Raw genomic sequence first — 25,730 nt, forward strand, 5'->3', positions numbered from 1 at the left:
CAGTTCTTCTACGGGTTGCGTCAGGGCGACGAGCATCGGGTGCGCCTGGAGAAGGGTGTGGATCTGCTGATCGGGCTCGAGGCGATCTCGGAGCCCGATGATGCGGGGATGCGGACGGTGATGTGCATCCTGAACGGTCAGTTGCGGCCGGTGTCGGTGCGGGACCGGTCGATCTCGGCGGATGCGCCGACGACGGAGAAGGCGGACCGGTCCGATCCGTCGCATCTGGCGGCGCCGTTCGCCGGGGTCGTCACCCTCACGGTGACGGAGGGTCAGTCGGTGTCGGCGGGGGAGACCGTCGCGACGATCGAGGCGATGAAGATGGAAGCAGCCGTCACCGCACCGCGGGCGGGCACCGTCACCCGGATCGCCCTGTCGGGTGTCGCCCAGGTCGAAGGCGGAGACCTGATCTGCGTCATCGCCGTCGGCGACACCACCGACAGGTCGTGACGCCGAGGTGACCAGGATCGTCGCCGGACGTGCCGGGGGACGCACGATCGTCGTGCCGTCCCGCGGGACGCGTCCCACCGCCGACCGCGTTCGCGAGGCACTCTTCAGCGCACTGGAGAGCCGCATGTACCTCGACGGGGCTGCCGTCCTCGATCTGTACGCCGGCTCCGGCGCATTGGGACTCGAAGCGCTGTCGCGGGGCGCGGACCACGTGCTGCTCGTGGAGAACGACGCACGGGCAGCTGCAGTCGTCGCCCGGAACATCGAGGCGGTGGGACTGCCGGGAGCCGTGGTGCGGACGGCGCCGGTCGCCGCGGTGGTCGGGGGAGCGCCCGAGCGCACCTACGACCTCGTCCTCGCCGACCCGCCCTATTCGGTGGCCGATGCGGCCGTGGCCTCCGTTCTGGACAGACTGGTCGAGAACGCCTGGCTCGCCGAGGACGCACTCGTGGTCGTCGAACGGTCCTCGCGGTCACCGGCCACCGCGTGGCCGGGTTCGCTGACGGAACTCACCTCCAAGCGATACGGAGAAGCGCGGGTGGACATCGCCCGCTTCGAGCAGGCCGACGACGCCGGCACCGACGACGTCGGGAACTGATAGTTTCGGGCACCATGAGCGGTGCACTGGTTCCCGGAAGCTTCGACCCGATCCACAACGGTCATCTCGACGTGATCTCCCGCGTTGCAACGCAATTCGACGAGGTGATCGTCACCGTGGTGGTCAATCCGAACAAGAAGGGCCTCTTCACCGTCGACGAGCGGGTCGAGATGCTGGCGGAGGCCACGTCGCACCTGAGCGGAGTGCGGGTGGCGACGTGGCAGGGATTGCTGGTGGACTTCGCGAGCGAATCCGGAGCGACCGCCATCATCAAGGGCCTGCGCAATGCCGCGGACTTCGACTACGAGGTACAGATGGCGCAGATGAACCGACGCCTGACCGGGGTCGACACCGTCTTCCTCGGGACCGATCCGGTGCACAGCTGCCTGTCGAGTTCCCTGATCAAGGAGATCGCCCGCCTCGGCGGCGACGTGACGTCGATGGTTCCGGGCGCGGTGCACGAACGTCTGCTGGCGCGATTGTCCGAATCTGCCTGACGCCGCGAGACGTGACACACCCGCCGGCGACACACCGGGGTGCAATCGAGCGGTCGGGTGCGAGCACCGGGCACACTTGACCTCGTCAGCTGTACCGATTCGAAGTGAGGTCTGAGCCAAGGTGTATCGGGTATTCGAGGCGCTCGACGAGCTCGTAGCGATCGTCGAGGAGGCGCGCGGCGTCCCGATGACCGCCGGGTGTGTCGTTCCGCGCGGGGACGTACTGGAACTTCTGGACGATGTGCGGGACGCCATTCCCGGCGAGCTGGACGACGCCCAGGACGTGCTCGACCACCGCGACAAGCTGGTGTCCGACGCGAGGACGGGAGCCGAGAAGACGATCTCGTCGGCGAACGCCGAGGCGACCAGCACGGTCGAGAACGCGCGCGACGAGGCCGACAGACTTCTCGCGGACGCGAAGGCGCACGCCGACCGCATGGTCGCCGAGGCGACCGCACACGCGGAGAACCTCGTCGCCGACGCCACCGCGCGCGCCGATGCCACCATCGCCGATGCGGAACACGAGTACGAGGAACTGACCGAGCGGGGACGCATGGAGTCGGCTCGCTCGATCGACGCCGGCAAAGCGGCCTACGAGCGCTCCGTCGCCGACGGCCTCGCCGAGCAGGAACGTCTGGTCTCGCAGACCGAGGTCGTGCAGGCCGCACATGCCGAGTCCGCACGCGTCATCGACGCTGCCCACGCCGAGTCCGACCGCTTGCGTACCGAGTGCGACCTGTACGTCGACACGAAGTTCTCGGAGTTCGAGGAGATCCTCTCGGGAACGCTGCGCTCCGTCGGTCGGGGACGTCAGCAACTGCGCACCGGTAACGGCGTGCCCAGCTACGACACCGACTTCGCGGATCCCCGCGGCCGCCGCTGAGCTGTCTCCACCCCCGAACCCCGAACCCCCCGCGAGTACGTCCATAGTGTCGTGATCGTGCGCCTCTGAGCGGCACTATCGGCGTACTCGCGGGCGGTTTCGCGGGAGTGGGGTGACACGGTCACGGCATGATTTGGCGCAGCCCCGAGGCTCCCGTATCGTGGGGTGGTTGCCCATTGCGCTGTGAAAGGAACGTCGTTGTCTCCCGCTGCTCGTCGCCGCACCGAACCCACCTCGGATCTGGTGTTGGACACCCGCCGTCTGGGTCGCCGAGCCGGATCGATGATGCCGGTTTCTCGCACTGTAAAAGCTCCGTCGCGTATCGGCCTCGATCTCATCGCCATTCCCGAGGGCGAGGACATCGTGTTGGATCTGCGGCTCGAATCGGTGTCCGAGGGCGTTCTCGTCAGCGGCACCGTCGACGCGGACACGGTGGGGGAATGCTCACGCTGTCTCGAGCCCTTCACCTCGCACGTCCAGTTGCATCTGACGGAGCTGTTCGCCTACCCGAACAGCGTCACCGAGGCCACGACGGACGCCGAGGATCTGTACCGGGTCGAGGACGACGCGATCGACCTCGAGCCTCTTCTCGTGGACGTGGCGGGCCTCACGTTGCCGCTGCGTCCCCTGTGCACCGAGGACTGCCAGGGCCTGTGCCCCGAGTGCGGTATCCGCCTGTCGATTGCGGAACCAGGGCACAGTCATGAGATACTTGATCCTCGCTGGGCAGGTCTTGCATCGAAGCTGCAGACCGACCCCGACCAGACCTAGTCGGCCGACGCAAACCTGCGCCTGCACGACCTGTGCCCCGAGCACGAACATTGCACCGAACGAGTACGAGGAGAAGTAGAAGTGGCTGTTCCGAAGCGCAAGATGTCGCGGTCCAACACCCGATCGCGACGCAGCCAGTGGAAGACCACTGCACCCACTCTCATCACCTGCCCCAACCGCGGGTGCGGCGAGAAGACGCTGCCCCACACGGTGTGCCCGAACTGCGGCACGTACAAGGGTCGCCAGGTCACTGCGGCCGTCTGATACTCGGGCGACCTACGTGACCTCACAGTCGCCAGCGGCAGACCGGAGCGGCGAGGACGATCATGCATCGCTTCTCGCCGCTCTTGGCGTGTCTCTGGACCATGACCTTCTGATCCATGCGCTGACTCACCGCTCGTACGCGTACGAGAACGGTGGCCTGCCGACCAACGAGCGGCTCGAATTCCTGGGCGACTCGGTGCTCGGTCTCAGCATCACCGAACGTCTCTACACCGAACACCCCGACAAGTCCGAGGGTGAGCTGGCCAAGATCCGTGCGAGCGTCGTCAACATGCACGCTCTGGCCGAAGTCGCTCGCGAACTGGGTGCCGGCGGACTCGGTGCTCATCTTCTGCTCGGAAAGGGCGAGGAGCAAACGGGCGGGCGCGACAAGGCCTCCATCCTCGCCGACGGTATGGAATCGCTTCTCGGTGCGATCCACGTCGAGCACGGCATCGACGTTGCCCGCGAGGTCGTGCTTCGGTTGTTCGCGACGCTGCTGGACCGTGGTCCACGTCTCGGTGCCGGCCTCGACTGGAAGACCAGTTTGCAGGAGCTCACCGCGGAGAGGGGACTCGGCGTTCCCGCGTACGAGATCACCGCGACGGGTCCGGATCACGACAAGGAATTCACGGCCACGGTCCTGGTCGGCGGATCGCCGTACGGTCAGGGTGTCGGTCGGTCGAAGAAGGAAGCCGAGCAGCGGGCCGCCAGCGCCGCCTGGACGGCCCTGAGCGAGGACGCGACCGCCGCGGCCGTCGCACCACCCGGCCCGGAGCTGTCCGCAGACCGGAATGCCTGAACTTCCCGAGGTCGAGGTCGTACGGCGAGGTCTCGCCGCGCATGTCGTGGGGCAGACCTTGACCGACGTGGAGGTACTCCACCCCAGGTCCGCACGGCGGCACCTCGAAGGCAGCGTCGATCTGGAGTCGCGTCTGGCGGGGGCGTCGGTCGCCTCCGCGGAGCGTCGCGGCAAGTACCTGTGGTTGACGGTCCGCCACGGTGACGACACCGGCCCGCCGTCCGATGCGATCGTCGTCCACCTCGGCATGAGCGGGCAGATGCTCGTCCAGCCTGCCGGAGCCCCGGACGAGAAGCATCTGCGCATCCGTGCGCGGCTGGGGAGCGGCGACACCGAACTGCGCTTCGTCGATCAACGGACATTCGGCGGGTGGGCCGTGGCGGACCTCGTGGAGAGCGGCGGTTCCCTGCTGCCCGTTCCCGTGGCCCATATCGCGAGGGACCCGCTCGATCCACTGTTCGACGCGGAGTCGGTGGTCGGTGCCCTCCGCGCCAAACACACCGAAATCAAGCGGGCGATCCTCGACCAGACGGTGGTGTCCGGCGTCGGCAACATCTATGCCGACGAGTCGTTGTGGCGCACCAAGATTCACGGCAACCGTCTGACGGATTCGCTGACTCGACCGAAGCTTCGCGCCTTGCTGAACAACGCGCACGCGGTCATGGGCGAAGCTCTGGCACAAGGCGGAACGTCCTTCGACGCGCTGTACGTCAACGTGAACGGTCAATCGGGATACTTCGATCGGTCCCTCGCCGCGTACGGACAGGAGGGGCTTCCGTGCCCCCGGTGCGGTGCGCCGATCAGGCGTGAGAAATTCATGAACCGCTCGTCGTTCAGCTGCCCGAAGTGCCAACCTCGTCCCCGCGAGCGCCGGGTGTAAAGATCCCGTAAGTGGAGGGGTCTCCCGGCGTCAAGATCGCGTGAGGGAGGGCTGATAGGCGGGCCGCCGAGCGAAGTCTGAGCACATGGCTGATCTCGCTTTTCTTTCGCTCACGGCCGGAGGCTTCGTCCTCCTGTTCGCCGTCATCCGTGCGCTGTCCAGGTCGGCATCGTGACTCTCGCCGGAACGACGTCGGTCGTCCTCCTCGTCATCGCCGCGGCACTGTGTCTGTACCTGGTGATCGCTCTGCTCGATCCCGACAGGTTCTGAGCGCCGTGTCCACTCTTGCCGCGGGACTTCAGATCGCGACCGTCGTCGCCGTCCTCGCCGCCGCCTACGTACCGCTGGGCGACTACATGGCGCGTGTCTTCACCGCGCCGACGTCGGATTCGCGTATCGAATCCGTGCTCTACCGACTGTGCCGCATCGACTCTCGTGCCGAGCAGGGCTGGGCCGGCTATGCCTCGAGCCTGGTGGGCTTCAGCGCGGCGGGCGTGGTGTTGCTGTACGTGCTGCAGCGGATTCAGGGCGTCCTCCCGCTGAACGGCGGCCTCGGTGCGGTCAGCCCCGCGGTCGCGTTCAACACAGCAGTCTCGTTCGTGACCAACACCAATTGGCAGTCGTACACACCCGAGACGACGATGAGCAACCTGACGCAGCCCCTGGGCCTCGCCGTGCAGAACTTCCTGTCGGCCGCCGTGGGCCTCGCGGTTGCCGTCGCCGTGGTCCGTGCTTTCGTCCGTGTTCGCGCAGGCGGAGAACTGGGGAACTTCTGGGTGGACCTGACCAGGGGAACACTGCGGATCCTGCTGCCGCTGTCGATGATCGTCGCCGTGGTTCTGCTGACTCAGGGCGTGGTGATGTCCTTCCGGAGCGGCTTCGACGGGACCGGTCTTGACGGAACCGCGGTCACGAACGCGCTGGCCCCGGCAGCATCGCAGGAAGCGATCAAGGTGATCGGCACCAACGGCGGTGGAATCTTCGCCGCGAACTCGGCGCACCCGTTCGAGAATCCGACCCCGTTGTCCAACGTCGTCGAGATCATCTCCCTGCTGCTGATCCCGGTATGCCTGACCCGGACCTTCGGGACGATGGTGGGCAGTCGTCGCGAGGGCCTGACCCTGCTGTCCGTCATGGGCGCTCTGTGGGCCGCGATCCTGGCCGTCACGCTGACCGCAGAGGCCCACACCACGGGTGCAGCAGCCACCGCGGCGGGATCGATGATGGAGGGCAAAGAGCAACGCTTCGGGATCGCCGGCTCCGCCCTGTTCGCCGTCAGTACGACCGGAACATCCACTGGCGCCGTCAATTCGGCGCACGACAGCATGTCACCGCTGGGTGGGGGCGCGGTGCTGCTCAACATGGTGTTCGGCGAGATAGCGCCGGGCGGTGTGGGAACCGGCCTGTACGGCCTGCTGGTCCTCGCGATCATCGCAGTCTTCGTCGGCGGACTGCTGGTGGGCCGCACACCGGAATACCTGGGCAAGAAGCTGGGCCGGCGGGAGATCACGATGGCTGCCCTGTCGGTGCTGATCATGCCTGCTCTCGTTCTGCTCGGTACGGCGATCACGGTCGTCCTGCCGTCCACGACGGGATATCAGGGCAACAGCGGTGATCCGGGTTCACCCGGGTCCGCGCACGGCTTCACCGAAGTGCTCTACGCGTACGCGTCGGCTGCCAACAACAACGGCAGCGCCTTCGGGGGACTGACCGTCACCAGCGACTGGTTCCAGTCGTCGCTCGGTCTGGCGATGCTGTTCGGCCGGTTCCTGCCCATCGTGTTCGTTCTCGCCCTGGCAGGTTCGCTGGCCAGGCAGCGCCGGGCACCGGCCGGCGCGGGCACTCTCCCCACCACCGGGCCTCTGTTCTCCGGGCTACTGCTGGGCACCGTCGTGCTCGTCGCCGCCCTCACCTTCTTCCCGGCACTGTCGCTGGGACCCATCGCGGAAGCCGTCCAATGACGATCACAGAAGCACTCGCCCCATCCACGTCCGAGGACGCCGGTGTGACATCCGGGTACTTCGATGCCCGCCAACTTCTCACCTCGCTTCCGGGCGCTCTGCGCAAGCTGGACCCGCGGCACCAGGCGAAGAACCCCGTCATGTTCGTGGTCTTCGTGGGGTCGGTCGTGACGACGGTGCTTGCAGCACTCGATCCGTCCGTGTTCGCGTGGACCATCGCGGGCTGGCTGTGGTTCACCGTGGTCTTCGCCAACCTCGCCGAGTCGGTCGCGGAAGGCCGGGGTCGAGCGCAGGCCGCCAGCCTCCGCGGCGTCGCCCGCGACACGGTCGCTCGCCGACTGGGACCCGGCGGTGACGAGTCGAGTGTGTCCGCAACGGAACTCGTGGTCGGTGATCTCGTCGTCGTCGAGGCGGGCGGCGTCGTCCCCGGCGACGGCGACGTGGTCGACGGCATCGCCTCGGTCGACGAATCCGCGATCACCGGCGAATCGGCCCCGGTCGTCCGGGAATCGGGCGGCGATCGGAGTGCTGTCACCGGTGGGACGACCGTGCTCTCGGATCGCATCGTCGTCCGGATCACCGCGGCGCAGGGTCACACGTTCGTCGACCGGATGATCGCCCTGGTGGAAGGTGCTTCGCGACAGAAGACGCCGAACGAGGTCGCTCTGAACATCCTGCTGGCGTCGTTGACCATCGTGTTCCTCCTGGCAGTGGTGGCCGTCGGGCCGATGAGCGACTACTCCGGGGGATCGCGCGGGCCCGTCGAACTGATCGCGTTGCTCGTCTGCCTGATCCCCACCACGATCGGGGCGCTGCTGTCCGCCATCGGGATCGCCGGTATGGACCGGCTAGTGCAGCGCAACGTCCTGGCGATGTCGGGGCGGGCGGTCGAAGCAGCCGGAGACATCGACACCTTGCTGATGGACAAGACCGGCACGATCACGTTCGGTAATCGCAGGGCCACTGCACTGTTCCCGGCGCCGGGTATCTCGCGAGTACAGCTGGTCCGTGCAGCGCACCTGTCCTCCGCGGCCGACGGAACCCCCGAGGGACGCAGCATCGTCGACCTGTGCACGGCGGACGACGAGGAGCCACCGGCGGTTCCCGATACAGCCGTGTTCGTGCCGTTCAGCGCGCAGACCAGAATGAGCGGCCTCGACACCGACGTGCTGTCCATCCGCAAAGGTGCTGCGGACAACGTCTTCGGGTGGGTTCGAGAACACAAGGGCACCGCGGACGGTCACGACTCGGTCCGTGACCGGATCGAGGAGGTCGCACAGGCCGGGGGCACCCCGCTTGTCGTCGCGGAGCATCGAGTCGGCAGCCAGGCACGTGTCCTGGGAGTGATCCAACTCTCCGATGTGGTCAAGCCGCACATCGCGGAACGTTTCGCGCGCCTGCGCGCCATGGGGATTCGCACGGTGATGGTCACGGGAGACAACCCGCTCACGGCGCGCGCGATCGCCGCGGAGGCCGGCGTCGACGATGTTCTCGCCGAAGCCACCCCGGAGGACAAGCTCGCCCTGATCCGCCGCGAGCAGGAGGGCGGGCGGCTGGTCGCCATGACCGGGGACGGCACCAACGACGCTCCCGCGTTGGCGCAGGCGGATGTCGGTGTCGCCATGAACACCGGAACCTCGGCGGCCAAGGAGGCCGGCAACATGGTCGACCTGGATTCGGATCCGACGAAACTCATCGAGATCGTCGAGGTGGGCAAGCAACTGCTGATCACCCGCGGCGCCCTGACGACGTTCTCGCTGGCGAACGATCTGGCCAAGTACTTCGCCATCCTGCCCGCGATGTTCTCCACGCTGTATCCGCAGCTCGATGTCCTGAACATCATGCGGTTGCACTCTCCGCAATCGGCCATCGTCTCGGCCGTGATCTTCAACGCTCTGGTCATCGTGGCGCTGATTCCGTTGGCGCTGCGCGGAGTTCGCTACACCCCGGCCACCGCGTCCACTTTGCTGCGACGCAATCTCGCGATCTACGGCGTCGGCGGCGTCGTGATGCCGTTCCTCGGCATCTGGCTGATCGACCTCGTCGTACGACATATCCCCGGAATGAGCTGATGATGAGAACTGTCACCTCCGCGCTGCGCCAGGTCCTCGCTGGGTTCGCCGTCCTGCTCGCATTCACCGTCGTGCTCGGTGTCGCCTATCCCGCTGCGGTATGGGGAATCTCGCGTCTCGGCTCGCACTCCGCGGAGGGGTCGCCGCTGGTCGACGCACAGGGATGCGTCGTCGGGAGTGCTCTCACGGCAGTGGATCCACGGCCGGCGGACGGTGCACCCGATCCGTTCTTCCACCCGCGCGTGACCGGCTCGCTCACAGGTCCCGACGCCTTCGCGCCCGGTGATCCGGCCGCGGCTCTGCCTCTCAACCAGGGGCCGAGCAGCGAAGTCCTCGCCGCCATGGTCGACGCGCGCCGCAGCGCCGTGGCCGAGCGCGAGAACGTCGACCCGGCCGAGGTACCCGTCGATGCGGTCACGGGATCCGGGTCCGGAATCGACCCCGACATCTCACCGGACTACGCCGAGTTGCAGGTGCCGCGCGTGGCGGCGGCGACGGGACTGACGGAGGACGTGGTGCGCTCCCGGGTCGCCGAGAACACGGACGGGCGGCAGTTCGGAGTTCTCGGGGAGCCTGTCGTCCACGTGCCTGCGCTCAACGTGGCTCTGGGTCTGACGGCGCCGACCTGTGCGACTCCCGCGGCCGACGGTGAATGATGGGGACGTGACGACGCCGACGCGAGACACCGACAGGGGAGAGTTGCGCATCTACCTGGGCGCGGCGCCCGGCGTGGGGAAGACGTTCGCGATGCTGGGAGAGGCGCACCGCAGGCGTGAACGCGGATGCGATGTCGTCGCCGGGGTGATCGAGACGCACGGTCGTCCCCTGACGGCCGAACGGGCCGACGGACTCGAGGTCGTCCCTCCCTCCCTGGTGCCGTACCGCGGTTCGTCGATTCCCGAACTGGACGTCGACGCGGTGATCCGGAGACGTCCCGCCCTGGTGCTGGTGGACGAACTGGCGCACACCAACACTCCGGGCAGCAAGCACGCCAAGCGGTGGCAGGACGTCCAGGAACTCCTCGATGCGGGCATCGATGTCGTGTCGACGGTGAACGTCCAGCACCTGGAGAGCCTGAACGACGTGGTCGAGCAGATCACCGGCATCGTTCAGCGCGAGACCGTTCCCGACGCGTTCGTGCGGTCGGCTGCTCAGGTCGAATTGGTCGACATCACCCCGGAGGCGTTGCGGCGCAGAATGACTCACGGCAACATCTACGGCGCCGAGAAGGTCGACGCCGCGCTGAGCAATTTCTTCCGCGCCGGCAATCTCACGGCACTGCGGGAGCTGGCCCTGTTGTGGCTCGCGGATCAGGTCGACGCGGCACTTGCGCGGTACCGCGCGGACAACGCGATCGCCGACACGTGGGAAGCGCGTGAGCGTGTCGTCGTGGCGGTCACAGGTGGGCCCGAGTCCGAGACGTTGGTGCGCCGCGCCAGTCGGATCGCCGCGAAGTCCAGCGCCGAGCTGATGGTGCTGCACGTGGTGCGGGGTGACGGTCTGGCGGGAGTGTCGGCGGCCCACATGGGAAGCGTGCGTGCCCTCGCCACCGGACTGGGCGCGTCACTGCACAGTGTCGTCGGGGACGACGTCCCGGTGACTCTCCTCGAATTCGCGAGGGGAGTGAACGCCACCCAGCTGGTCCTCGGCACGTCACGACGGAACCGGTGGGCGCGGGCGGTGGACGAGGGGATCGGCGCGACCGTCGTCCAGAACTCCGGCGCGATCGACGTTCACATGGTGACTCACGATCACGCGTCGGTCGGCGTGCGACGGTTGTCTGCGCCGACAGTCCGGCGCCCCCTCGCGTGGGCAGCGGCCCTGGTCGTTCCGTCGGTCGCGGCCGCCGCGATCCACCTCGTCGACGACTACCTCGAACTCGGCGGCGAGAGTGCACTGTTCTTCGTCGTCGTGCTCGCGGTGTCACTGCTCGGCGGAGTCGCACCCGCAGTGTTGTCGGCGTTGTTCTCGGCTCTGCTGCTGAACTTCTTCTTCACCGAACCGCGATACAGCTTCACCATCGCCGAGCCCGACAACTTCGTCACGACGGTGGTGCTGCTCGTCGTCGCGGTCGCCGTCGCCGTCCTGGTCGACATCGCCGCACGGCGGGCACGCGACGCCCGCCGCGCCTCGCAACACGCAGAACTGCTGGCCATGTTCGCCGGGTCCATCCTGCGCGGGGCAGACCTCACCGCCCTTCTCGAGCGCGTGCGCGAGACGTACGGCCAGCGCGCGGTCGCCGTCCTGCGCGTCGGACATGGGGTGGTCAGCGCGGTGGGAGAGCAGCCACCCAGCACCGTCGACGACGCCGACACGGCCGTACAGGTTGCCGACGACGAGTACGCACTCGTGCTGGCGGGAGGTAGGACGCGCGCCGCCGATCGCCGTGTTCTCACCGCCGTCGCCAATCAGGCCGTCGGGCTGATCCGCCAGAGCGAGCTGGCCGAGGAGGCGCGGACCGCCGCCGCGGCCGTCGAATCCGACAAGCTGCGCCGGGCGTTGCTGTCCGCGGTGGGGCACGATCTGCGCACTCCGCTCGCGGCGGTCAAGGCCGCGGTGTCGAGTCTGCGGAGCGACGACGTCACCTTCTCCCCGGAGGACACCGCGGAACTGCTCGCGACGGTCGAGGAATCCGCCGACCAGCTGACCGCGCTGGTCGGCAATCTGCTCGACTCGTCGCGACTGGCCGCAGGAGTGGTGCGGCCCATGGCCGTTCCCGTCTTCCTCGACGAGGTGGTCCGCCGCGCCTCGGCGACTCTCGGGACCGGTCGGGGGCAGCGCGAGCGACTCGTCGTCGATGTCGGAGACGTGTCCGTCCTCGCCGATGACGGGCTTCTCGAGCGAGTCGTCGCGAACCTCGTCGACAACGCGTTCCGCTACGCGCCGACCGGACACGTCACCGTCACGGCCGACGGCGACGACAACCGCGTCAGGCTCGCGGTCGTCGATCACGGTCCCGGCATCGACCCGCAGTCGCAGGAAACGATGTTCGACGCATTCCAGCGTCTGGGCGACCGCGACACCACCACCGGTGTCGGCCTCGGTCTCTCGGTCGTCAGGGGTTTCGTCGACGCCATGAACGGCTCGGTCACCGCCTCGCAGACCCCCGGCGGCGGCCTCACCGTCACGGTGGACCTTCCCGGTGTCCTCCGGCACGCGGTCTCCCGATGAACGACGACACACGCCCCGGACCACCGCCCACCCGCGTGTTGGTGGTCGACGACGAGCCGCAGTTGCTGCGCGCCCTGCGCATCAACCTCGGCGTCCGCGGTTACGACGTGACGACGGCATCGACCGGAGCGGGGGCGCTCCGGGCGGCGGCCGATCGCAAACCCGATGTCATCGTGCTCGACCTCGGACTTCCGGACCTCGACGGACTCGAGGTGCTGGCGGGCCTCCGCGGATGGACGTCGGTCCCGGTGATCGTGCTGTCCGCCAGGTCGGATTCCGGCGACAAGGTCGACGCACTCGACGCCGGTGCCGACGACTACGTGACCAAGCCGTTCGGCATGGACGAGTTCCTCGCGCGGCTACGGGTCGCGGTCCGTCGTGCGTCACAGGCCTCGTCCGACGGGGGAGATCCGGTGGTGACCACCTCGTCGTTCACCGTCGACCTGGTTGCGAGGTCGGTCACCCGTGACGGCGCCGCCGTGCACCTGACGCCGACGGAGTGGGGCATGCTCGAGATGTTGGTGCGGCACCGCGGCAAGCTGGTGGGACAGCGTGAACTCCTGCGCGAGGTGTGGGGGCCCGCGTACGAGTCCGAGACCCACTATCTCCGGGTGTATCTGGGCCAACTGCGGCGCAAACTCGAGCCCGATCCGGCGCACCCGAAGCACCTGCTCACCGAAGCGGGCATGGGCTACCGCTTCCAGGTGTGATGCGCCTGCCCGCCGCACGGTCGCCGCTCCGCTAGGTTGGCCGGTGTGCTTGTCGACGGTAGAGACATCCCGGTCACCGGGAGCGTCCTGCAACCGTTGACTCGACGAACCAGCGATATCCTGCGCGTCGTCACGGCGGCTGTGGTCCTCGGCGTGATCGTCGTGGGCTCGCTGATCACTCGTAACGAGTGGACAGCACTCGAGCGGTCGATCTCCGACATCGTGGGCGTGCTGACTCCCAGCCAGTCGAACGCGGTCTACCTGGTCTACGGCGTCTCCATCCTGGCGCTTCCGTTCACCGTGCTCGCGGGACTGATCGCCGCCCGGCGGTGGAGGCTGCTCGGCGGATACGCCGCGGCCGCCGTGCTGGCCGCATTGGCCCTGTCGGTCGGCGGAGGCGGCCTCTCGGCGCCGAAGTGGCACGTCGACGAGTCGACCAGGCTGGACACGTTGCTGTCCCAGATTCTCGACGACCCGCGATGGATCGCGATCGTCGCCGCGGTGCTGACCGTGTCCGGTCCGGGGCTGCCACTGCGATGGAAGCGCACGTGGTGGATCCTCCTTCTCGCCTTCGTTCCCATCCACCTGGTCATCAGTACGGTTGTCCCGGCGCGGTCACTCCTGGGTCTGGCGGTGGGGTGGCTGGCCGGCTCCCTCGTCGTGTGGGTCGTGGGAACACCGGCGCTCGACGTGCCGTTGGCCGAGGCCGTCCGCGTCCTCGCTCGACGTGGAATCTCCATCGCGGCGTTCGTGGTGCTGCGTCCGTCCGGGTCCGGCCCGCTGGTGCTCTCGGGACGCACCGGACCCGCGGGGCACGACGTGGTGGTCGAACTGTTCGGGCCCAACCAGCGCAGCCGAGGGGCGCTGCGGCTGGTGCGGCGTTTGGTGACGCTGCGGTCGTCGGAGAGTCCACCCCTGCACGCGTCCCAACGCCGGGCGGTCGAGCATCGCGCGCTCATGGGTATCGCGCTGAACGATCTGGGTGTCGCCGCGTGCGTTCCGACGGCCGTGTCCGCACTCGACCGCGGATGGGTCCTGTACGCGCACAGTGCGCCTCGCGGCCGTCCCATCGACGCGGACAGGCCCGACGACGCCATCGCGATGTGGCGCACTCTGGGGGTGCTCAGGTCCCGCCAGATCTCCCACGGTGACCTCCGCGCGGCGGACATGAGAATTGCCGACGACGGCACTGCCCTGCTCGGCGGCTTCGATACCGCGGAACTGGGTGCGTCGCAGCCGCAACTGCATTCCGACGCAGCGCAACTTCTGGTCACCACGTCGTCGATGTTCGGGCCCGATGTCGCGGTCGACGCCGCGATCGAGCGGCTCGGTCACGAGGACGTGCTGGTGGCGTCTCGGCGACTGACTCCGTCGGCGATTCCCCCGCGGGTGCGGTCGGCGATTCCGGAGGCCAAGTCCGTGATGAAGGCTGCGCGCGACACCGTTCTGGCCCGTACCGGCACGTCGGCCATCGCGACGGAACAGGTCACCCGGTTCTCCCGCAACCAGATCGTGCAACTGGTGCTGTTGATCGCATTGGTCTACGTCGCGTACCCGTTCATCAGCCAGGTCCCGACGTTCGCCACGGAACTCTCGTCCATCGACTGGCGGTGGGCGCTGGTGGGGCTGGCGATCTCGGCTGCGACGTACGTCGGTGCGGCAGCGGCACTCTGGGCGTGCGCGTCGGGAGCGGTCAGCTTCTGGAACACGACCGTCATGCAAGTCGCCAACACCTTCGCCGCCACGACGACACCGGCCGGTGTCGGTGGTCTGGCACTCAGCGTGCGGTTCCTCCAGAAGGGCGGACTGACGCTCACCCGGTCGACGGCCGCCGTGGCGTTGCAACAACTGGTGCAGGTGATCTCGCACGTGACACTGCTCGTGGTGTTCAGCGTTGCGGCCGGGCAGTCCGCCGATCTGTCCCGTTTCGTTCCCAGCGCGACGATCCTGTATCTCATCGCCGGTGTGGCCTTCGGGGCGCTGGGCGCCTTCCTCTTCGTCCCCACGTTGCGACACTTCCTCCGCACGGCCGTGCGGCCGCAACTCGCGGAGGTCTACGCCGACCTGTCCGAGTTGGTACGTCACCCCGCACGGTTCGCGATCATCGTTCTCGGTTGCGCCGCAACGACTCTGGGGGCGGCGTTCGCTCTGTGGGTCAGCGTCGAGGCGTTCGGCGGAGGCACGACCTTCATCACCGTGACCATCGTGACCATGATCGGCGGCACCCTGGCCTCCGCCGCGCCGACCCCCGGCGGCGTCGGAGCGGTCGAGGCGGCGTTGATCGGCGGACTCGCGGCGTTCGGACTGCCCGCCACCATCGCCGTCCCGTCGGTGCTCCTGTATCGGGTGCTGACCTGCTGGATCCCGGTGTTCTGCGGGTGGCCCATCATGCGGTGGATGGCACGCACGGAGATGATCTGAGTTCGCGCTAGTAGGTTGTGAGCATGGCTGAACTGTGGGTCGAACGCACCGGAACTCGTCGCTACACCGGCAAGAGCTCGCGAGGCGCCGAGGTGCTGATCGGGTCCGAGGACGTCGAGGGTGTCTTCACTCCCGGCGAGCTGCTCAAGATCGCCCTCGCCGCATGCACGGGCATGAGTTCCGACCGGCCCCTCGCCCGCCGGCTCGGGGACGACTACGACGCGACCGTCCGGGTGTCCGGCACCGCAGATCGCGAGAACGAACGGTACCCGCGACTGGACGAAGTGCTGACCGTCGATCTGAGCGAACTCGACCCCGAGGCGCGGGAGCGGTTGCTGACCGTCGTGACCAAGGCCGTCGACAAGGTCTGCACCGTCGGACGGACGTTGAAGGCCGGCACCGAGGTCGTCCTGACCGTCGACGTCGAGGCATGAGCGACGAGCGTCTGAGCGCGTGGGTCCACGGGACCGTCCAGGGAGTGGGCTTCCGCTGGTGGACCCGTGCCCGGGCGCTGGAGCTCGGTCTGGTCGGATCGGCCACCAACACCTCCGACGGCCGTGTCCACGTCGTCGCGGAAGGCCCCCGCGAGAAGTTGGACGGCCTGCTGTCGGCGCTGCGATCGGGCGACACGCCGGGCTCGGTGAGCACCGTGGTCGACAATTGGGAGCAGGCGCGCGGCGGACTCGACGGGTTCGTCGAACGCTGAGAGCCCAGCGCCCAGTAGTCTGAACCGCCATGCACCTCAAGAGTCTGACGCTGAAGGGCTTCAAGTCCTTCGCCTCGGCGACGACTCTTCGTTTCGAGCCCGGCATCACCTGCGTCGTCGGCCCCAACGGGTCCGGCAAGTCGAACGTCGTGGACGCCCTGACGTGGGTCATGGGGGAGCAGGGCGCGAAGGCGCTGCGCGGCGGCAAGATGGAGGACGTCATCTTCGCCGGCACCTCCGGCCGCGCCCCGCTGGGCCGCGCCGAGGTGACGCTGACCATCGACAACTCCGACGGTGCGCTCCCCATCGACTACTCCGAGGTGTCCATCACCCGACGGATGTTCCGGGACGGCGCCGGTGAGTACGAGATCAACGGCAGCTCGTGTCGGCTCATGGATGTCCAGGAGTTGCTGAGCGACTCGGGTATCGGCCGGGAGATGCATGTCATCGTCGGCCAGGGCAGGCTCGCCGCGATTCTCGAGTCCCGCCCCGAGGATCGACGGGCGTTCATCGAGGAAGCCGCGGGCGTGCTCAAGCACCGCAAGCGCAAAGAGAAGGCAGTCCGCAAGCTCGATTCCATGCAGGCCAATCTGGCTCGGCTGACGGACCTCACGACCGAACTGCGTCGACAGCTGAAACCGCTGAGTCGGCAAGCCGAGGTCGCCCGACGCGCCCAGACGGTGCAGGCGGATCTTCGGGACGCTCGTCTGCGGATCGCCGCGGACGACCTGGTGACGCGGCGGACGCAGCTCGCCGAGCAGTCCCACGACGAGACGAAGGCCCGTGAGGAATACGCCGCCGTCCAGGACGCGCTGGGAGAGGGCGAGGCAGTTCTGGCCGAGGGCGAGCAGGAACTCGCTCTCCTGACACCGAGTGCGGACGCGGCGGCCCAGACCTGGTTCCAGTTGTCGGCGCTGGCCGAGCGCGTCGGCGCCACCGTGCGCATCGCGACCGAACGGGCCCGCCACCTCGGCGACGAACCGGAGGACAGACGCGGGCCCGATCCCGACGAGCTCGAGGAGCGCGCCGAGCGGGTGGCGGAGGAGGAAATGCAGCTGGCGGAAGCCGTGGAGTACGCACGCGCGACACTCGATGCCGCCCGCGAGCAGCTCGCCGAACGCGAGGCTGCCGCCGCGGACGCGGAACGCGCGCACGCCGCCGCCGTGCGTGCAGTCGCGGACCGGCGTGAAGGTCTCGCTCGACTGTCCGGTCAGGTGGACGGCCTGCGCGCCCGGTCGGAGTCCTACGACACCGAGGTCGCCCGCCTCACCGTCGCCATCGACGATGCTCGCCGCCGCGGCGACGAGGCGCAGGCCGAGTTCGACATCGTGCAGGACAAGGTGGGTGAACTCGACGCCGGTGAGGCAGGACTCGACTCCCATCACGAGCACGCTGTCGATGCGCTGGCGATCGCCGAGTCCCGCGTCGCGGAACTGCAGAGCGCCGAGCGGGAGTCCAGCCAGCGGGTCGCATCCCTGACCGCGCGTATCGACGCTCTCACCATGAACCTCGAACGCGGCGACGGGGGAGCATGGTTGGGGGAGAAGGCAACTCACGGGGTCGTCGGTCGACTCGCGGATCACCTCACCGTGACCGCCGGCTACGAGGCGGCGGTCGCAGTCGCTCTGGGCGCCGCGGCGGACGCCGTCGTGGTGTCGTCGGTGGACGAGGCGCGGGGCGCCGTGGCGTCGCTCAAGAAGGAGGACGCCGGCCGCGCCGCGATCGTGCACCCGACCGGTGATGCGGGCTCGGCGACGGACGGTGTCGGAACGTCGATCATGTCCGTGATCGACGCCGACGATTCCGTGCGCGGAGCCGTGACGTCTCTGCTGGCCGGAATGTCCGTGGCCGACTCGCTCGAGGACGCGACGGCGATGGTTCGCGACCATCCGACAGCCCGAGTGGTGACGCGCGAGGGCGATCTGGTCGGTCGCGGCTGGATCACCGGAGGATCGGACCGACGTCCCAGCACCCTCGAAGTCCAGGCGTCCATCGACGAGTCCGTCGCGGAACTCGCGTCGACGAGACGTCGGACGGAGGAGCTGGCGGCAGCACTGTCGGGTGCGCTCGAGGAGCAGACCGACCGACGAGAGGCCGCCGACCAGGCACTGGCCGCACTCACCGAGTCCGATGCCGCGATCGCCGCCGTCTACGAACAGTTGGGTCGGTTGGGTCAGGTGGCTCGTGTCGCCCACGCGGAGTCGACGCGTCTGCAGAGTCAACGCGACCGCGTCGAGCGGCAGCGGGACGAGGCCGTGACCGCTCTCGCCGACCTCGAGGACCGGGTCCGGCGCGCCGAGGACGATCAGGACGGCGGGGACGGCGACGGTGCGGCGGAGGAATGGGCGCACGCCCGTGAGGACGCTGCGGCAGCCGTGTCGGAGGTGAGATCGGTCGAGGTCGAGGCTCGCCTGTCGCTGCGCACCGCGGAGGAGCGCGCCGAATCGGTGCGGGGAAAGGCCGACCAGCTCCGACGGACGGCCCGGATGGAGCGGGACGCACGGGCGCGCGCCGAACGTGTCCGCGCCCATCGCGTTCAGTCCGCCGCGGTGGCCGAGGCGGTCGCGGACGCGGGCACACGCGTCGCGGAGCGACTCGGTCGACTCGTCGGCGATGCCGCGGTGCGGCGCGACGACCTCGCGCGACGGCGCAGCGATCGCGCCGCCGCCCTCGATCGCACGCGGGAACAGGTCCGCGCACTGTCGGCGCGGGCCGCGCAGTTGACCGACGCTGTGCACCGCGACGAAGTGGCCAAGGCGCAGGCGGTGCTGCGCATCGAGCAACTCGAGCAGACCATCCTGGAGCAGTTCTCCATCGCCCCCGACGACCTGGTCGCCGAGTACGGGCCCGACGTGACGCTCCCGCCGACCGACCTCGAGATGGCGGAGTACGAGCAGGCGAAGGAGCGCGGCGAGCAGGTGGTCGCGCCGGCGCCGATGCGATTCGACCGCGCGGAGCAGGAACGACGGGTCAAGCGCGCCGAGAAGGATCTGGCGACGCTGGGCAAGGTCAACCCGCTGGCACTCGAGGAGTTCGCGGCACTCGAGGAGCGGTACAACTTCCTCTCGACGCAACTCGAGGACGTGAAGTCTGCGCGCAAGGATCTTCTCGGCGTGGTGGCCGACGTGGACGCCCGCATTCTGCAGGTCTTCACCGAGGCCTACGCCGATGTGGAGCGCGAGTTCGTCGGGGTGTTCGCGAAGCTGTTCCCCGGCGGCGAGGGTCGGCTGGTTCTCACCGACCCCTCGGACATGCTGACCACCGGCATCGAGGTCGAGGCCCGTCCTCCCGGTAAGAAGGTCAAGCGCCTGTCTCTGCTGTCCGGTGGTGAGAAGTCGTTGACCGCCGTCGCGATGCTCGTGGCCATCTTCCGAGCCCGCCCCTCGCCCTTCTACGTGATGGACGAGGTCGAGGCCGCGTTGGACGACACGAACCTCCGGCGCCTCATCGGGCTGTTCGAGCAGTTGCGGGAGAAGTCTCAGCTCATCGTCATCACGCACCAGAAACCCACGATGGAGGTCGCCGACGCCCTGTACGGCGTCAGCATGAGAGGCGACGGCATCACCACGGTGATCTCGCAGCGGCTTCCCAAGCGCCCGGTGGCGGCGGACGGGGTGACCTGACGCCCGACCCCGTAGCGCGGTGCCCGTCCTGACAGGATGGTCGGCGTGACTACCGAACTGTGGATCGTCGTCGCGGCTGTGCTCGCGCTGCTCGTCGTGGTGCTCGTCGTCGGACTGGTGCTGCAGCGTCGCCGCCGCGTGTCGCTGTCCCGCCCGGACTCCGAGGCGGGACCGGTCAAGGAGGTCGACCGTTCGGGCGGCTATACCGCCGGGACCGGCTTCGACTTCTCCCGAGGTACGGCCCCGGCCGAGAAGGCTCCCGCCGAGAAGACCCCGGCCGAGAAGACACCCGTGGCCCGGCCGCCCCTCCAGCGCACCGACGACGACGATCAGCCTCGTGTCGGTGACGACGCGTCCGTCCCCCGTGACGCCCCGAAGCGCGGCATCACCGACATCTCGCTGCCGGATCCGGTCCTGGACGAACCGGCACCGGCGCCTGTCGAACCCGAACCAACGCCTGTCGAACCCGAGCCGGCACCGACTCCCGTCCTGGACGAGATCGAACCCACCTCGGGCCGCCTGACCAAGCTGCGGGGTCGACTGTCACGGTCGCAGAATGCTGTCGGTCGCTCCCTGCTGGGCCTGTTGGGCGGCGGCGACCTCGACGAGGAGTCGTGGGAAGAGGTCGAGGACACGCTGCTGGTGGCCGACCTGGGAAGTGCGGCCACCGCGGAGATCGTCGCGACGCTGCGCGAGCAGATGGCGGTGCGCAACGTCCGCACCGAGGCGGAGGCGCGAGCCCTTCTGCGAGAAGTGCTGATCGAGCAGTTGACGCCGTCGTTCGACCGCTCCATCCGCGCGTTGCCGCACGGCGATCGCCCGTCCGTTCTGCTCGTGGTGGGCGTGAACGGCACCGGCAAGACCACGACCACCGGCAAGCTGGCGCGAGTCCTGGTCGCCGACGGTCGACGCGTGGTCCTCGGCGCTGCCGACACGTTCCGCGCTGCGGCTGCCGACCAACTGCAGACCTGGGCCGAGCGCGTCGGCGCCGAGGTCGTGCGCGGTAAGGAAGGGGCCGATCCGGCCGCTGTGGCATTCGACGCCGTCACCCGCGGCATCGCCGACGGTGTCGACGCGGTCCTCATCGACACGGCCGGCCGTCTGCACACCAAGACCGGTCTGATGGACGAGCTGGGGAAGGTCAAGAGGGTCATCGAGAAGAAGGCGCCCGTCGACGACGTGCTCCTGGTTCTCGACGCCACGATCGGTCAGAACGGTCTGGCTCAGGCGCGGGTCTTCGCTCAGGTCGTCGACATCACCGGCGTCGTGCTGACGAAGCTGGACGGGACGGCGAAGGGCGGAATCGTCTTCCAGGTCCAACGCGAACTGGGTGTGCCGGTGAAGCTCGTCGGTCTCGGCGAGGGTGCGGACGACCTAGCGCCGTTCGAACCCGGCGCATTCGTCGATGCTCTTCTCGGCTGACCTCGAGGTGCCCTCACCGGTGTGAAACCGGCAAAAAGACCGAGACGCAACACGTTTGCAACACGATCGGGCTCTGCGTTCACATGTACGAAACGCCGGAGTGTCGTCGCCGAAACTTCGAGTGAGCACCCTTCTCCTCAGGTCGTCAGCCGCCATCGGCTGGGGCGAGGAAGAAGGAGGAGGCTCAAGGTGGATTTCCCCACTATCGGTGCGCCCGACACCGGTGATACCGCATGGATGCTGACCAGTGCTGCGTTCGTGTTGCTCATGGTCCCGGGTCTGGCGTTCTTCTACGGCGGCATGGTCCGTGCGAAGAGCGTGCTGAACATGATCATGATGAGCATCAGCGCGATGGGCGTCGTCGGCGTTCTCTGGGTGCTGTACGGATACTCGGTCACCTTCGGCGAGGACAAGGGCAATCTCATCGGTGACCCCTTCCAGTTCTTCGGACTGAAGGGCCTGATCGGCGGAACGTATCTCGCCTCCGAGGACGAAGCGGGAGTCCTCACCGACGCCGCGATTCCTCTGGTGGGCACGATTCCTGCCACCGTGTTCGTCTCGTTCCAGGCGATGTTCGCCATTCTGACGGTCGCTCTCATCTCGGGTGCCGTCGCCGACCGTATGAAGTTCGGTCCGTGGCTGCTCTTCGCCGGACTGTGGGCGACACTCGTCTACTTCCCGGTCGCACATTGGGTCTTCTCCTTCGACGAGGTCACCACCGAGACGGGTGGTTGGATCGCCAACAAGCTCGCCGCGGTCGACTTCGCCGGTGGTACTGCGGTGCACATCAACGCCGGCGCCGCCGGCCTGGTCCTCGCGATCATCCTCGGCAAGCGCAAGGGCTGGCCGGGAACTCCGTTCCGCCCGCACAACCTTCCGTTCGTGATGCTCGGTGCCGGTCTCCTCTGGTTCGGCTGGTTCGGCTTCAACGCCGGTTCCGCCGTCGGCTCCAACGGCATCGCAGGTGCCACCTTCGTCACGACCATCGCGGCGACCGCCGCAGCCATGCTCGCCTGGCTTCTGACGGAGCGCATCCGTGACGGTCACGCGACGAGTCTCGGTGGTGCGTCGGGCATCGTCGCCGGGCTCGTGGCCATCACCCCGGCCTGCTCCTCGGTGAACATCCTCGGCGCGTTGGTCATCGGCGTCGTCGCCGGTGTCCTGTGTGCACTCGCCGTCGGTCTGAAGTTCCGCTTCGGTTTCGACGACTCGCTCGACGTCGTCGGTGTCCACCTCGTGGGTGGTCTCGTCGGCACGCTGATGGTCGGTCTGGTCGCCACGTCCGAGGCGCCGGCCGGTGTCGAGGGCCTGTTCTACGGCGGCGGAGCCGACCAGTTGTGGCGTCAGGCAGTCGGTGCGGGCGCCGTGCTGATCTACTCTCTGGTGGGAACGACCATCGTCGCGCTCATCGTCAAGTACACCGTGGGCCTCCGGATCGACGACGATGGTGAATCCATGGGAGCCGACGAATCGGAACATGCCGAGACCGCCTACGACTTTGCGGCACTCGGTGGGTCAACACTGGGACGCGTTCCCAGCAAGGAGGCGTGAGACATGAAGTTGATCACTGCAATCGTCAAGCCGTTCACACTCGAGGACGTCAAGACGGCGCTCGAGCAGGCAGGCGTTCTCGGTATGACCGTGAGCGAGGTGCAGGGGTACGGCCGGCAGAAGGGCCACACCGAGGTCTACCGCGGTGCCGAGTACTCCGTGGACTTCGTACCCAAGGTGCGTGTCGAGGTCGTCGTGGACGACGCGGCGGTGGACAAGGTCGTCGAGGTGATCGTCGAGGCCGCCCGCACCGGCAAGATCGGTGACGGCAAGGTCTGGGTCTCGCCCGTGGAAGCCGTGGTGCGCGTGCGTACCGGCGAACGTGGGTCCGACGCACTGTAAGTCTCGAATCAGTCCGGCCGCGGATCCACCTCGTCGAAGGGCGAGGGATCCGCGGCCGGTCTGTTTTCTCCACCACACGCCGACCGTTCGTCGAGAGGAAGGACCCCCCCGTGGGAGGTTCCGAAGCAGCAGCCGATCTGGTCCGAGCTCGCGAGCAACTGCTGGCCGGGCAGGGCAAGAATCGTCGTCTGGACGCCACGTCCCTCCGTCAGGCACTGACCGACCTGCACGAGTTCTGGCTCACCACCAAGGGTTCGGACGTGGGAATCAAACCCGACAGCGGATTTGCCATCGTCGCGGTGGGCGGCCTGGGTCGCCGGGAGATGCTGCCGTACTCCGATCTCGATCTCGTTCTGCTGCACGACGACCTGGATCCGGCGCTCGTCGGTGAGGTGGCCGATCAACTCTGGTACCCCTTGTGGGACGCCCACATCAAGCTCGATCACAGCGTGCGCACCGTTCCCCAGGCCCTCGACGTCGCGGCGCACGACATGACGGCCGCATTGGGTCTTCTCGACGCCCGCCACATCGTGGGCGACGCCGAACTGAGTTCGATGCTGATCGACGGGATTCGACGCCAGTGGCGCATCGGGATACGCGATCGGTTCGACGAGCTGTACGCCTTGACCCGCACGCGGTGGGGCCGCAGCGGTGAGATCGCCCATCGGGCGGAACCCGACCTCAAGAGCGGGCGCGGGGGACTGCGCGACGTCCAGCTCCTCGACGCGCTGTCGATCGCGCAGCTCACGGACGCGATGCCCGGGCTCGGCCCCGAATCGCCCGGCGGCGGATTGGACTTCGCGCACCGCCGCATCCTCGACGTGCGCACCGAACTGCACCGCGTCGCCGGCCGCGCCCGGGATCAGTTGCGCGCGCAGGACGCCGACGAGATCGCCGCGGCGCTCCGCATCGGTGACCGCTTCGATCTCGCTCGCGTCCTGAGTGATTCGGCTCGCACCATCGGCTACTCCACCGACGTCGGCCTGCGCACCGCCGGCAACGCTATTCCGCGCCGTGGCCTGTCCCGCCTGCGCAGAGTGCCCGTCCGTCGACCGCTCGACGAAGGGGTCGTCGAACACGCGGGTGAAGTGGTGCTCGCCAGAGATGCGCGGCCGAACAAGGATCCGGGACTGATCATGCGGGTTGCCGCGGCATCCGCGGTGACCGGGATGCCGATGTCCGCCTCGACTCTCGGCAGGCTCTCGGACAGCGCACCCGAGCTCCGTGAGCCGTGGCCCAAGGAAGCGCTCAACGATCTGCTCGTCGTGCTCGGTTCGGGTCGGCGCGCCATCGCGGTGATCGAGGCACTCGACAGGACAGGTCTGTGGGGCCGGTTGCTGCCGGAATGGGGCGCCGTACGCGACCTTCCCCCGCGAGATGCGGTGCACACCTGGACCGTCGACCGTCACCTGGTCGAGACCGCCGCCTACGCCAGTGGTTTCACCACGCGCGTCGCGCGACCGGACCTGCTGGTGCTGGGGGCACTGCTGCACGACATCGGCAAGGGACGCGGGGGAGACCACAGCGTCGTCGGGGCGGACCTGGCGACCCAGGTCGGCAAGCGACTGGGCCTGTGGCCGTCCGACGTCCGACTGCTCGAGTCGATGGTCCGACACCACCTGTTGCTTCCCGACACCGCGACTCGTCGCGATCTCGACGACCCGGCCACGGTGCAACGTGTCGTGGACGCCCTCGACGGGGACTCGATCCTGTTGGAACTGCTGCACGCGTTGGCCGAGGCCGACTCGCTCGCCACCGGTCCCGGCGTGTGGGGCGACTGGAAGTCGTCGTTGATCGGTGAACTCGTGCGTCGATGCCGACTGGTCATGGCCGGGGAATCGCTCCCGACGCCCGACCCGATCGATCCGGCACTGGCGGCGCGGGCGACCGAGGGCGGCGTGGACGTCGATCTACAGCCGTCGGACAGTCCGCACACGTTCGAGGTCACCGTCACCGCCCCGGACCGTCCCGGCCTGCTGTCCAACGCATCGGGCGTGTTGGCCCTGGGATCGTTGCGGGTTCTGGCGGCATCGGTCGCCAGCGAGAACGGGTTCGCGGTCAACCGCTTCGTCGTGACGCCCACATTCGGTGCACCGCCCCCTCCGGGACTGCTGCGTCAGGACCTCATCCGCGCTCTCGACGGGCAGCTCGACCTTCTCGCGCAGCTCGACATCAAGGAGGCCGGAGCCCGGTCGGCCGCCTCGGAACTCGAACCCGGCCAGCCGGAGGTCTCGGAGGTGCCGCTGTACGCGCAGGCTCCACCGCGGGTGATCTGGTTCGACGGTCAGGGCGGCGACTCCGTCGTCGTGGAGGTGCGTGCGGAGGATCGACTCGGTCTGCTGTGCCGACTTGCGTCGGTGTTCGAGAAGCAGGGAGCCGACGTCCGGTGGGCGAAGGTGGCCACTCTCGGGTCGTCCGTCGTCGACGCATTCTGCATCGAGACCGGCGGGCCGACCGATTCGCGGGCGCAGCGTGAGGAACTCGAGAGTGCTCTGCTGAGCGTGGTTCCGGCGCTCCGACCGAAAGAGCCCGAGTCGGAGGACTGACCTCTCACCGCTCACCGGCGCACCCGTTAGGGTGGGTACCTGGAGAAGTCATCTCTTTCTCGC

Annotated in this window: 22 protein-coding genes; all 22 read left to right on the forward strand. The window is 68.2% G+C overall.

The window, feature by feature from the left end; translation table 11 throughout:
* Positions 1-450 (forward strand): biotin/lipoyl-containing protein (locus tag ASG64_RS15285; RefSeq protein ID WP_056074455.1); only part of this gene is annotated, 450 nt, incomplete at its 5' end.
* Positions 451-457: 7 nt separating this feature from the next.
* Entirely contained in the window at positions 458-1,048 is a 591-nt protein-coding gene (gene rsmD, locus ASG64_RS15290) for a 16S rRNA (guanine(966)-N(2))-methyltransferase RsmD (RefSeq protein WP_056074459.1), read from the forward strand.
* A 14-nt stretch (positions 1,049-1,062) separates the two neighbouring features.
* Entirely contained in the window at positions 1,063-1,545 is a 483-nt protein-coding gene (gene coaD / locus ASG64_RS15295) for a pantetheine-phosphate adenylyltransferase (RefSeq protein ID WP_056074460.1), read from the forward strand.
* A gap of 121 nt (positions 1,546-1,666) precedes the next feature.
* The gene (locus ASG64_RS15300; protein ID WP_056074463.1) at positions 1,667-2,428 is read left to right on the forward strand and encodes a DivIVA domain-containing protein; all 762 of its coding nucleotides are present in this window, start codon (positions 1,667-1,669) and stop codon (positions 2,426-2,428) included.
* Between the two features lie 282 nt (positions 2,429-2,710).
* Entirely contained in the window at positions 2,711-3,199 is a 489-nt protein-coding gene (locus ASG64_RS15305; RefSeq protein WP_082043152.1) for a YceD family protein, read from the forward strand.
* An 81-nt stretch (positions 3,200-3,280) separates the two neighbouring features.
* Positions 3,281-3,463 carry a 50S ribosomal protein L32 gene (rpmF, locus tag ASG64_RS15310; protein WP_027504976.1) on the forward strand — a complete coding sequence of 61 codons (183 nt, stop codon included), beginning with the start codon at positions 3,281-3,283 and terminating at the stop codon, positions 3,461-3,463.
* Positions 3,464-3,479: 16 nt separating this feature from the next.
* A complete protein-coding gene (gene rnc, locus ASG64_RS15315) occupies positions 3,480-4,262 on the forward strand; it encodes a ribonuclease III (protein WP_056074466.1) in 783 nt (260 codons plus the stop codon).
* Positions 4,255-5,142 (forward strand): bifunctional DNA-formamidopyrimidine glycosylase/DNA-(apurinic or apyrimidinic site) lyase, encoded by an 888-nt coding sequence (gene mutM, locus ASG64_RS15320; protein ID WP_056074468.1) that lies wholly within the window; start codon positions 4,255-4,257, stop codon positions 5,140-5,142. The genes rnc and mutM overlap by 8 nt, the downstream gene beginning before the upstream one ends.
* 171 nt (positions 5,143-5,313) lie before the next feature.
* Complete coding sequence (kdpF, locus tag ASG64_RS21320) at positions 5,314-5,412, forward strand: K(+)-transporting ATPase subunit F (RefSeq protein WP_062575821.1); 99 nt, start codon at positions 5,314-5,316, stop codon at positions 5,410-5,412.
* Positions 5,413-5,417: 5 nt separating this feature from the next.
* Positions 5,418-7,103: a potassium-transporting ATPase subunit KdpA gene (gene kdpA / locus ASG64_RS15325; protein ID WP_056074470.1), complete on the forward strand. Its 1,686-nt coding sequence runs from the start codon at positions 5,418-5,420 to the stop codon at positions 7,101-7,103.
* Positions 7,100-9,175 carry a potassium-transporting ATPase subunit KdpB gene (gene kdpB, locus ASG64_RS15330; RefSeq protein ID WP_056074471.1) on the forward strand — a complete coding sequence of 692 codons (2,076 nt, stop codon included), beginning with the start codon at positions 7,100-7,102 and terminating at the stop codon, positions 9,173-9,175. Before kdpA ends, kdpB begins: the two co-directional genes overlap by 4 nt.
* 2 nt (positions 9,176-9,177) lie before the next feature.
* Positions 9,178-9,831 (forward strand): potassium-transporting ATPase subunit C, encoded by a 654-nt coding sequence (locus tag ASG64_RS15335; protein ID WP_056075010.1) that lies wholly within the window; start codon positions 9,178-9,180, stop codon positions 9,829-9,831.
* A gap of 7 nt (positions 9,832-9,838) precedes the next feature.
* On the forward strand, positions 9,839-12,346 hold the full coding sequence (locus tag ASG64_RS15340; protein WP_082518538.1) for a sensor histidine kinase: 2,508 nt from the start codon (positions 9,839-9,841) through the stop codon (positions 12,344-12,346).
* On the forward strand, positions 12,343-13,056 hold the full coding sequence (locus tag ASG64_RS15345; protein WP_056074473.1) for a response regulator: 714 nt from the start codon (positions 12,343-12,345) through the stop codon (positions 13,054-13,056). Before ASG64_RS15340 ends, ASG64_RS15345 begins: the two co-directional genes overlap by 4 nt.
* A gap of 45 nt (positions 13,057-13,101) precedes the next feature.
* Positions 13,102-15,477 carry a lysylphosphatidylglycerol synthase transmembrane domain-containing protein gene (locus ASG64_RS15350; protein WP_056074475.1) on the forward strand — a complete coding sequence of 792 codons (2,376 nt, stop codon included), beginning with the start codon at positions 13,102-13,104 and terminating at the stop codon, positions 15,475-15,477.
* 23 nt (positions 15,478-15,500) lie between these two features.
* Entirely contained in the window at positions 15,501-15,911 is a 411-nt protein-coding gene (locus ASG64_RS15355; RefSeq protein ID WP_042575407.1) for an OsmC family protein, read from the forward strand.
* Positions 15,908-16,183, forward strand: coding sequence for an acylphosphatase (locus tag ASG64_RS15360; protein ID WP_042575406.1), 276 nt, complete (start codon positions 15,908-15,910; stop codon positions 16,181-16,183). Before ASG64_RS15355 ends, ASG64_RS15360 begins: the two co-directional genes overlap by 4 nt.
* 29 nt (positions 16,184-16,212) lie before the next feature.
* Positions 16,213-19,806, forward strand: coding sequence for a chromosome segregation protein SMC (gene smc, locus ASG64_RS15365; RefSeq protein ID WP_056074476.1), 3,594 nt, complete (start codon positions 16,213-16,215; stop codon positions 19,804-19,806).
* Positions 19,807-19,851: 45 nt separating this feature from the next.
* The gene (gene ftsY, locus ASG64_RS15370; RefSeq protein ID WP_056075016.1) at positions 19,852-21,228 is read left to right on the forward strand and encodes a signal recognition particle-docking protein FtsY; all 1,377 of its coding nucleotides are present in this window, start codon (positions 19,852-19,854) and stop codon (positions 21,226-21,228) included.
* Positions 21,229-21,417: 189 nt separating this feature from the next.
* Entirely contained in the window at positions 21,418-22,779 is a 1,362-nt protein-coding gene (locus ASG64_RS15375; protein WP_042575404.1) for an ammonium transporter, read from the forward strand.
* A gap of 3 nt (positions 22,780-22,782) precedes the next feature.
* Positions 22,783-23,121 (forward strand): P-II family nitrogen regulator, encoded by a 339-nt coding sequence (locus ASG64_RS15380; RefSeq protein WP_027505009.1) that lies wholly within the window; start codon positions 22,783-22,785, stop codon positions 23,119-23,121.
* A gap of 110 nt (positions 23,122-23,231) precedes the next feature.
* The gene (locus tag ASG64_RS15385) at positions 23,232-25,667 is read left to right on the forward strand and encodes a [protein-PII] uridylyltransferase (protein ID WP_235579630.1); all 2,436 of its coding nucleotides are present in this window, start codon (positions 23,232-23,234) and stop codon (positions 25,665-25,667) included.
* Positions 25,668-25,730 lie beyond the last annotated feature (63 nt).

This window comes from Rhodococcus sp. Leaf247, assembly GCF_001426185.1.
GTDB lineage: Bacteria > Actinomycetota > Actinomycetes > Mycobacteriales > Mycobacteriaceae > Rhodococcoides.

Coding starts and splice junctions, on each gene's coding strand:
- ASG64_RS15355 (WP_042575407.1), top strand. CDS start 15,501: ATGGCTGAACTGTGGGTCGAACGCACCGGAACTCGTCGCTACACCGGC.
- smc (WP_056074476.1), top strand. CDS start 16,213: ATGCACCTCAAGAGTCTGACGCTGAAGGGCTTCAAGTCCTTCGCCTCG.
- ASG64_RS15335 (WP_056075010.1), top strand. CDS start 9,178: ATGAGAACTGTCACCTCCGCGCTGCGCCAGGTCCTCGCTGGGTTCGCC.
- ASG64_RS15305 (WP_082043152.1), top strand. CDS start 2,711: ATGATGCCGGTTTCTCGCACTGTAAAAGCTCCGTCGCGTATCGGCCTC.
- ASG64_RS15345 (WP_056074473.1), top strand. CDS start 12,343: ATGAACGACGACACACGCCCCGGACCACCGCCCACCCGCGTGTTGGTG.
- kdpB (WP_056074471.1), top strand. CDS start 7,100: ATGACGATCACAGAAGCACTCGCCCCATCCACGTCCGAGGACGCCGGT.
- ASG64_RS15360 (WP_042575406.1), top strand. CDS start 15,908: ATGAGCGACGAGCGTCTGAGCGCGTGGGTCCACGGGACCGTCCAGGGA.
- mutM (WP_056074468.1), top strand. CDS start 4,255: ATGCCTGAACTTCCCGAGGTCGAGGTCGTACGGCGAGGTCTCGCCGCG.
- ASG64_RS15380 (WP_027505009.1), top strand. CDS start 22,783: ATGAAGTTGATCACTGCAATCGTCAAGCCGTTCACACTCGAGGACGTC.
- coaD (WP_056074460.1), top strand. CDS start 1,063: ATGAGCGGTGCACTGGTTCCCGGAAGCTTCGACCCGATCCACAACGGT.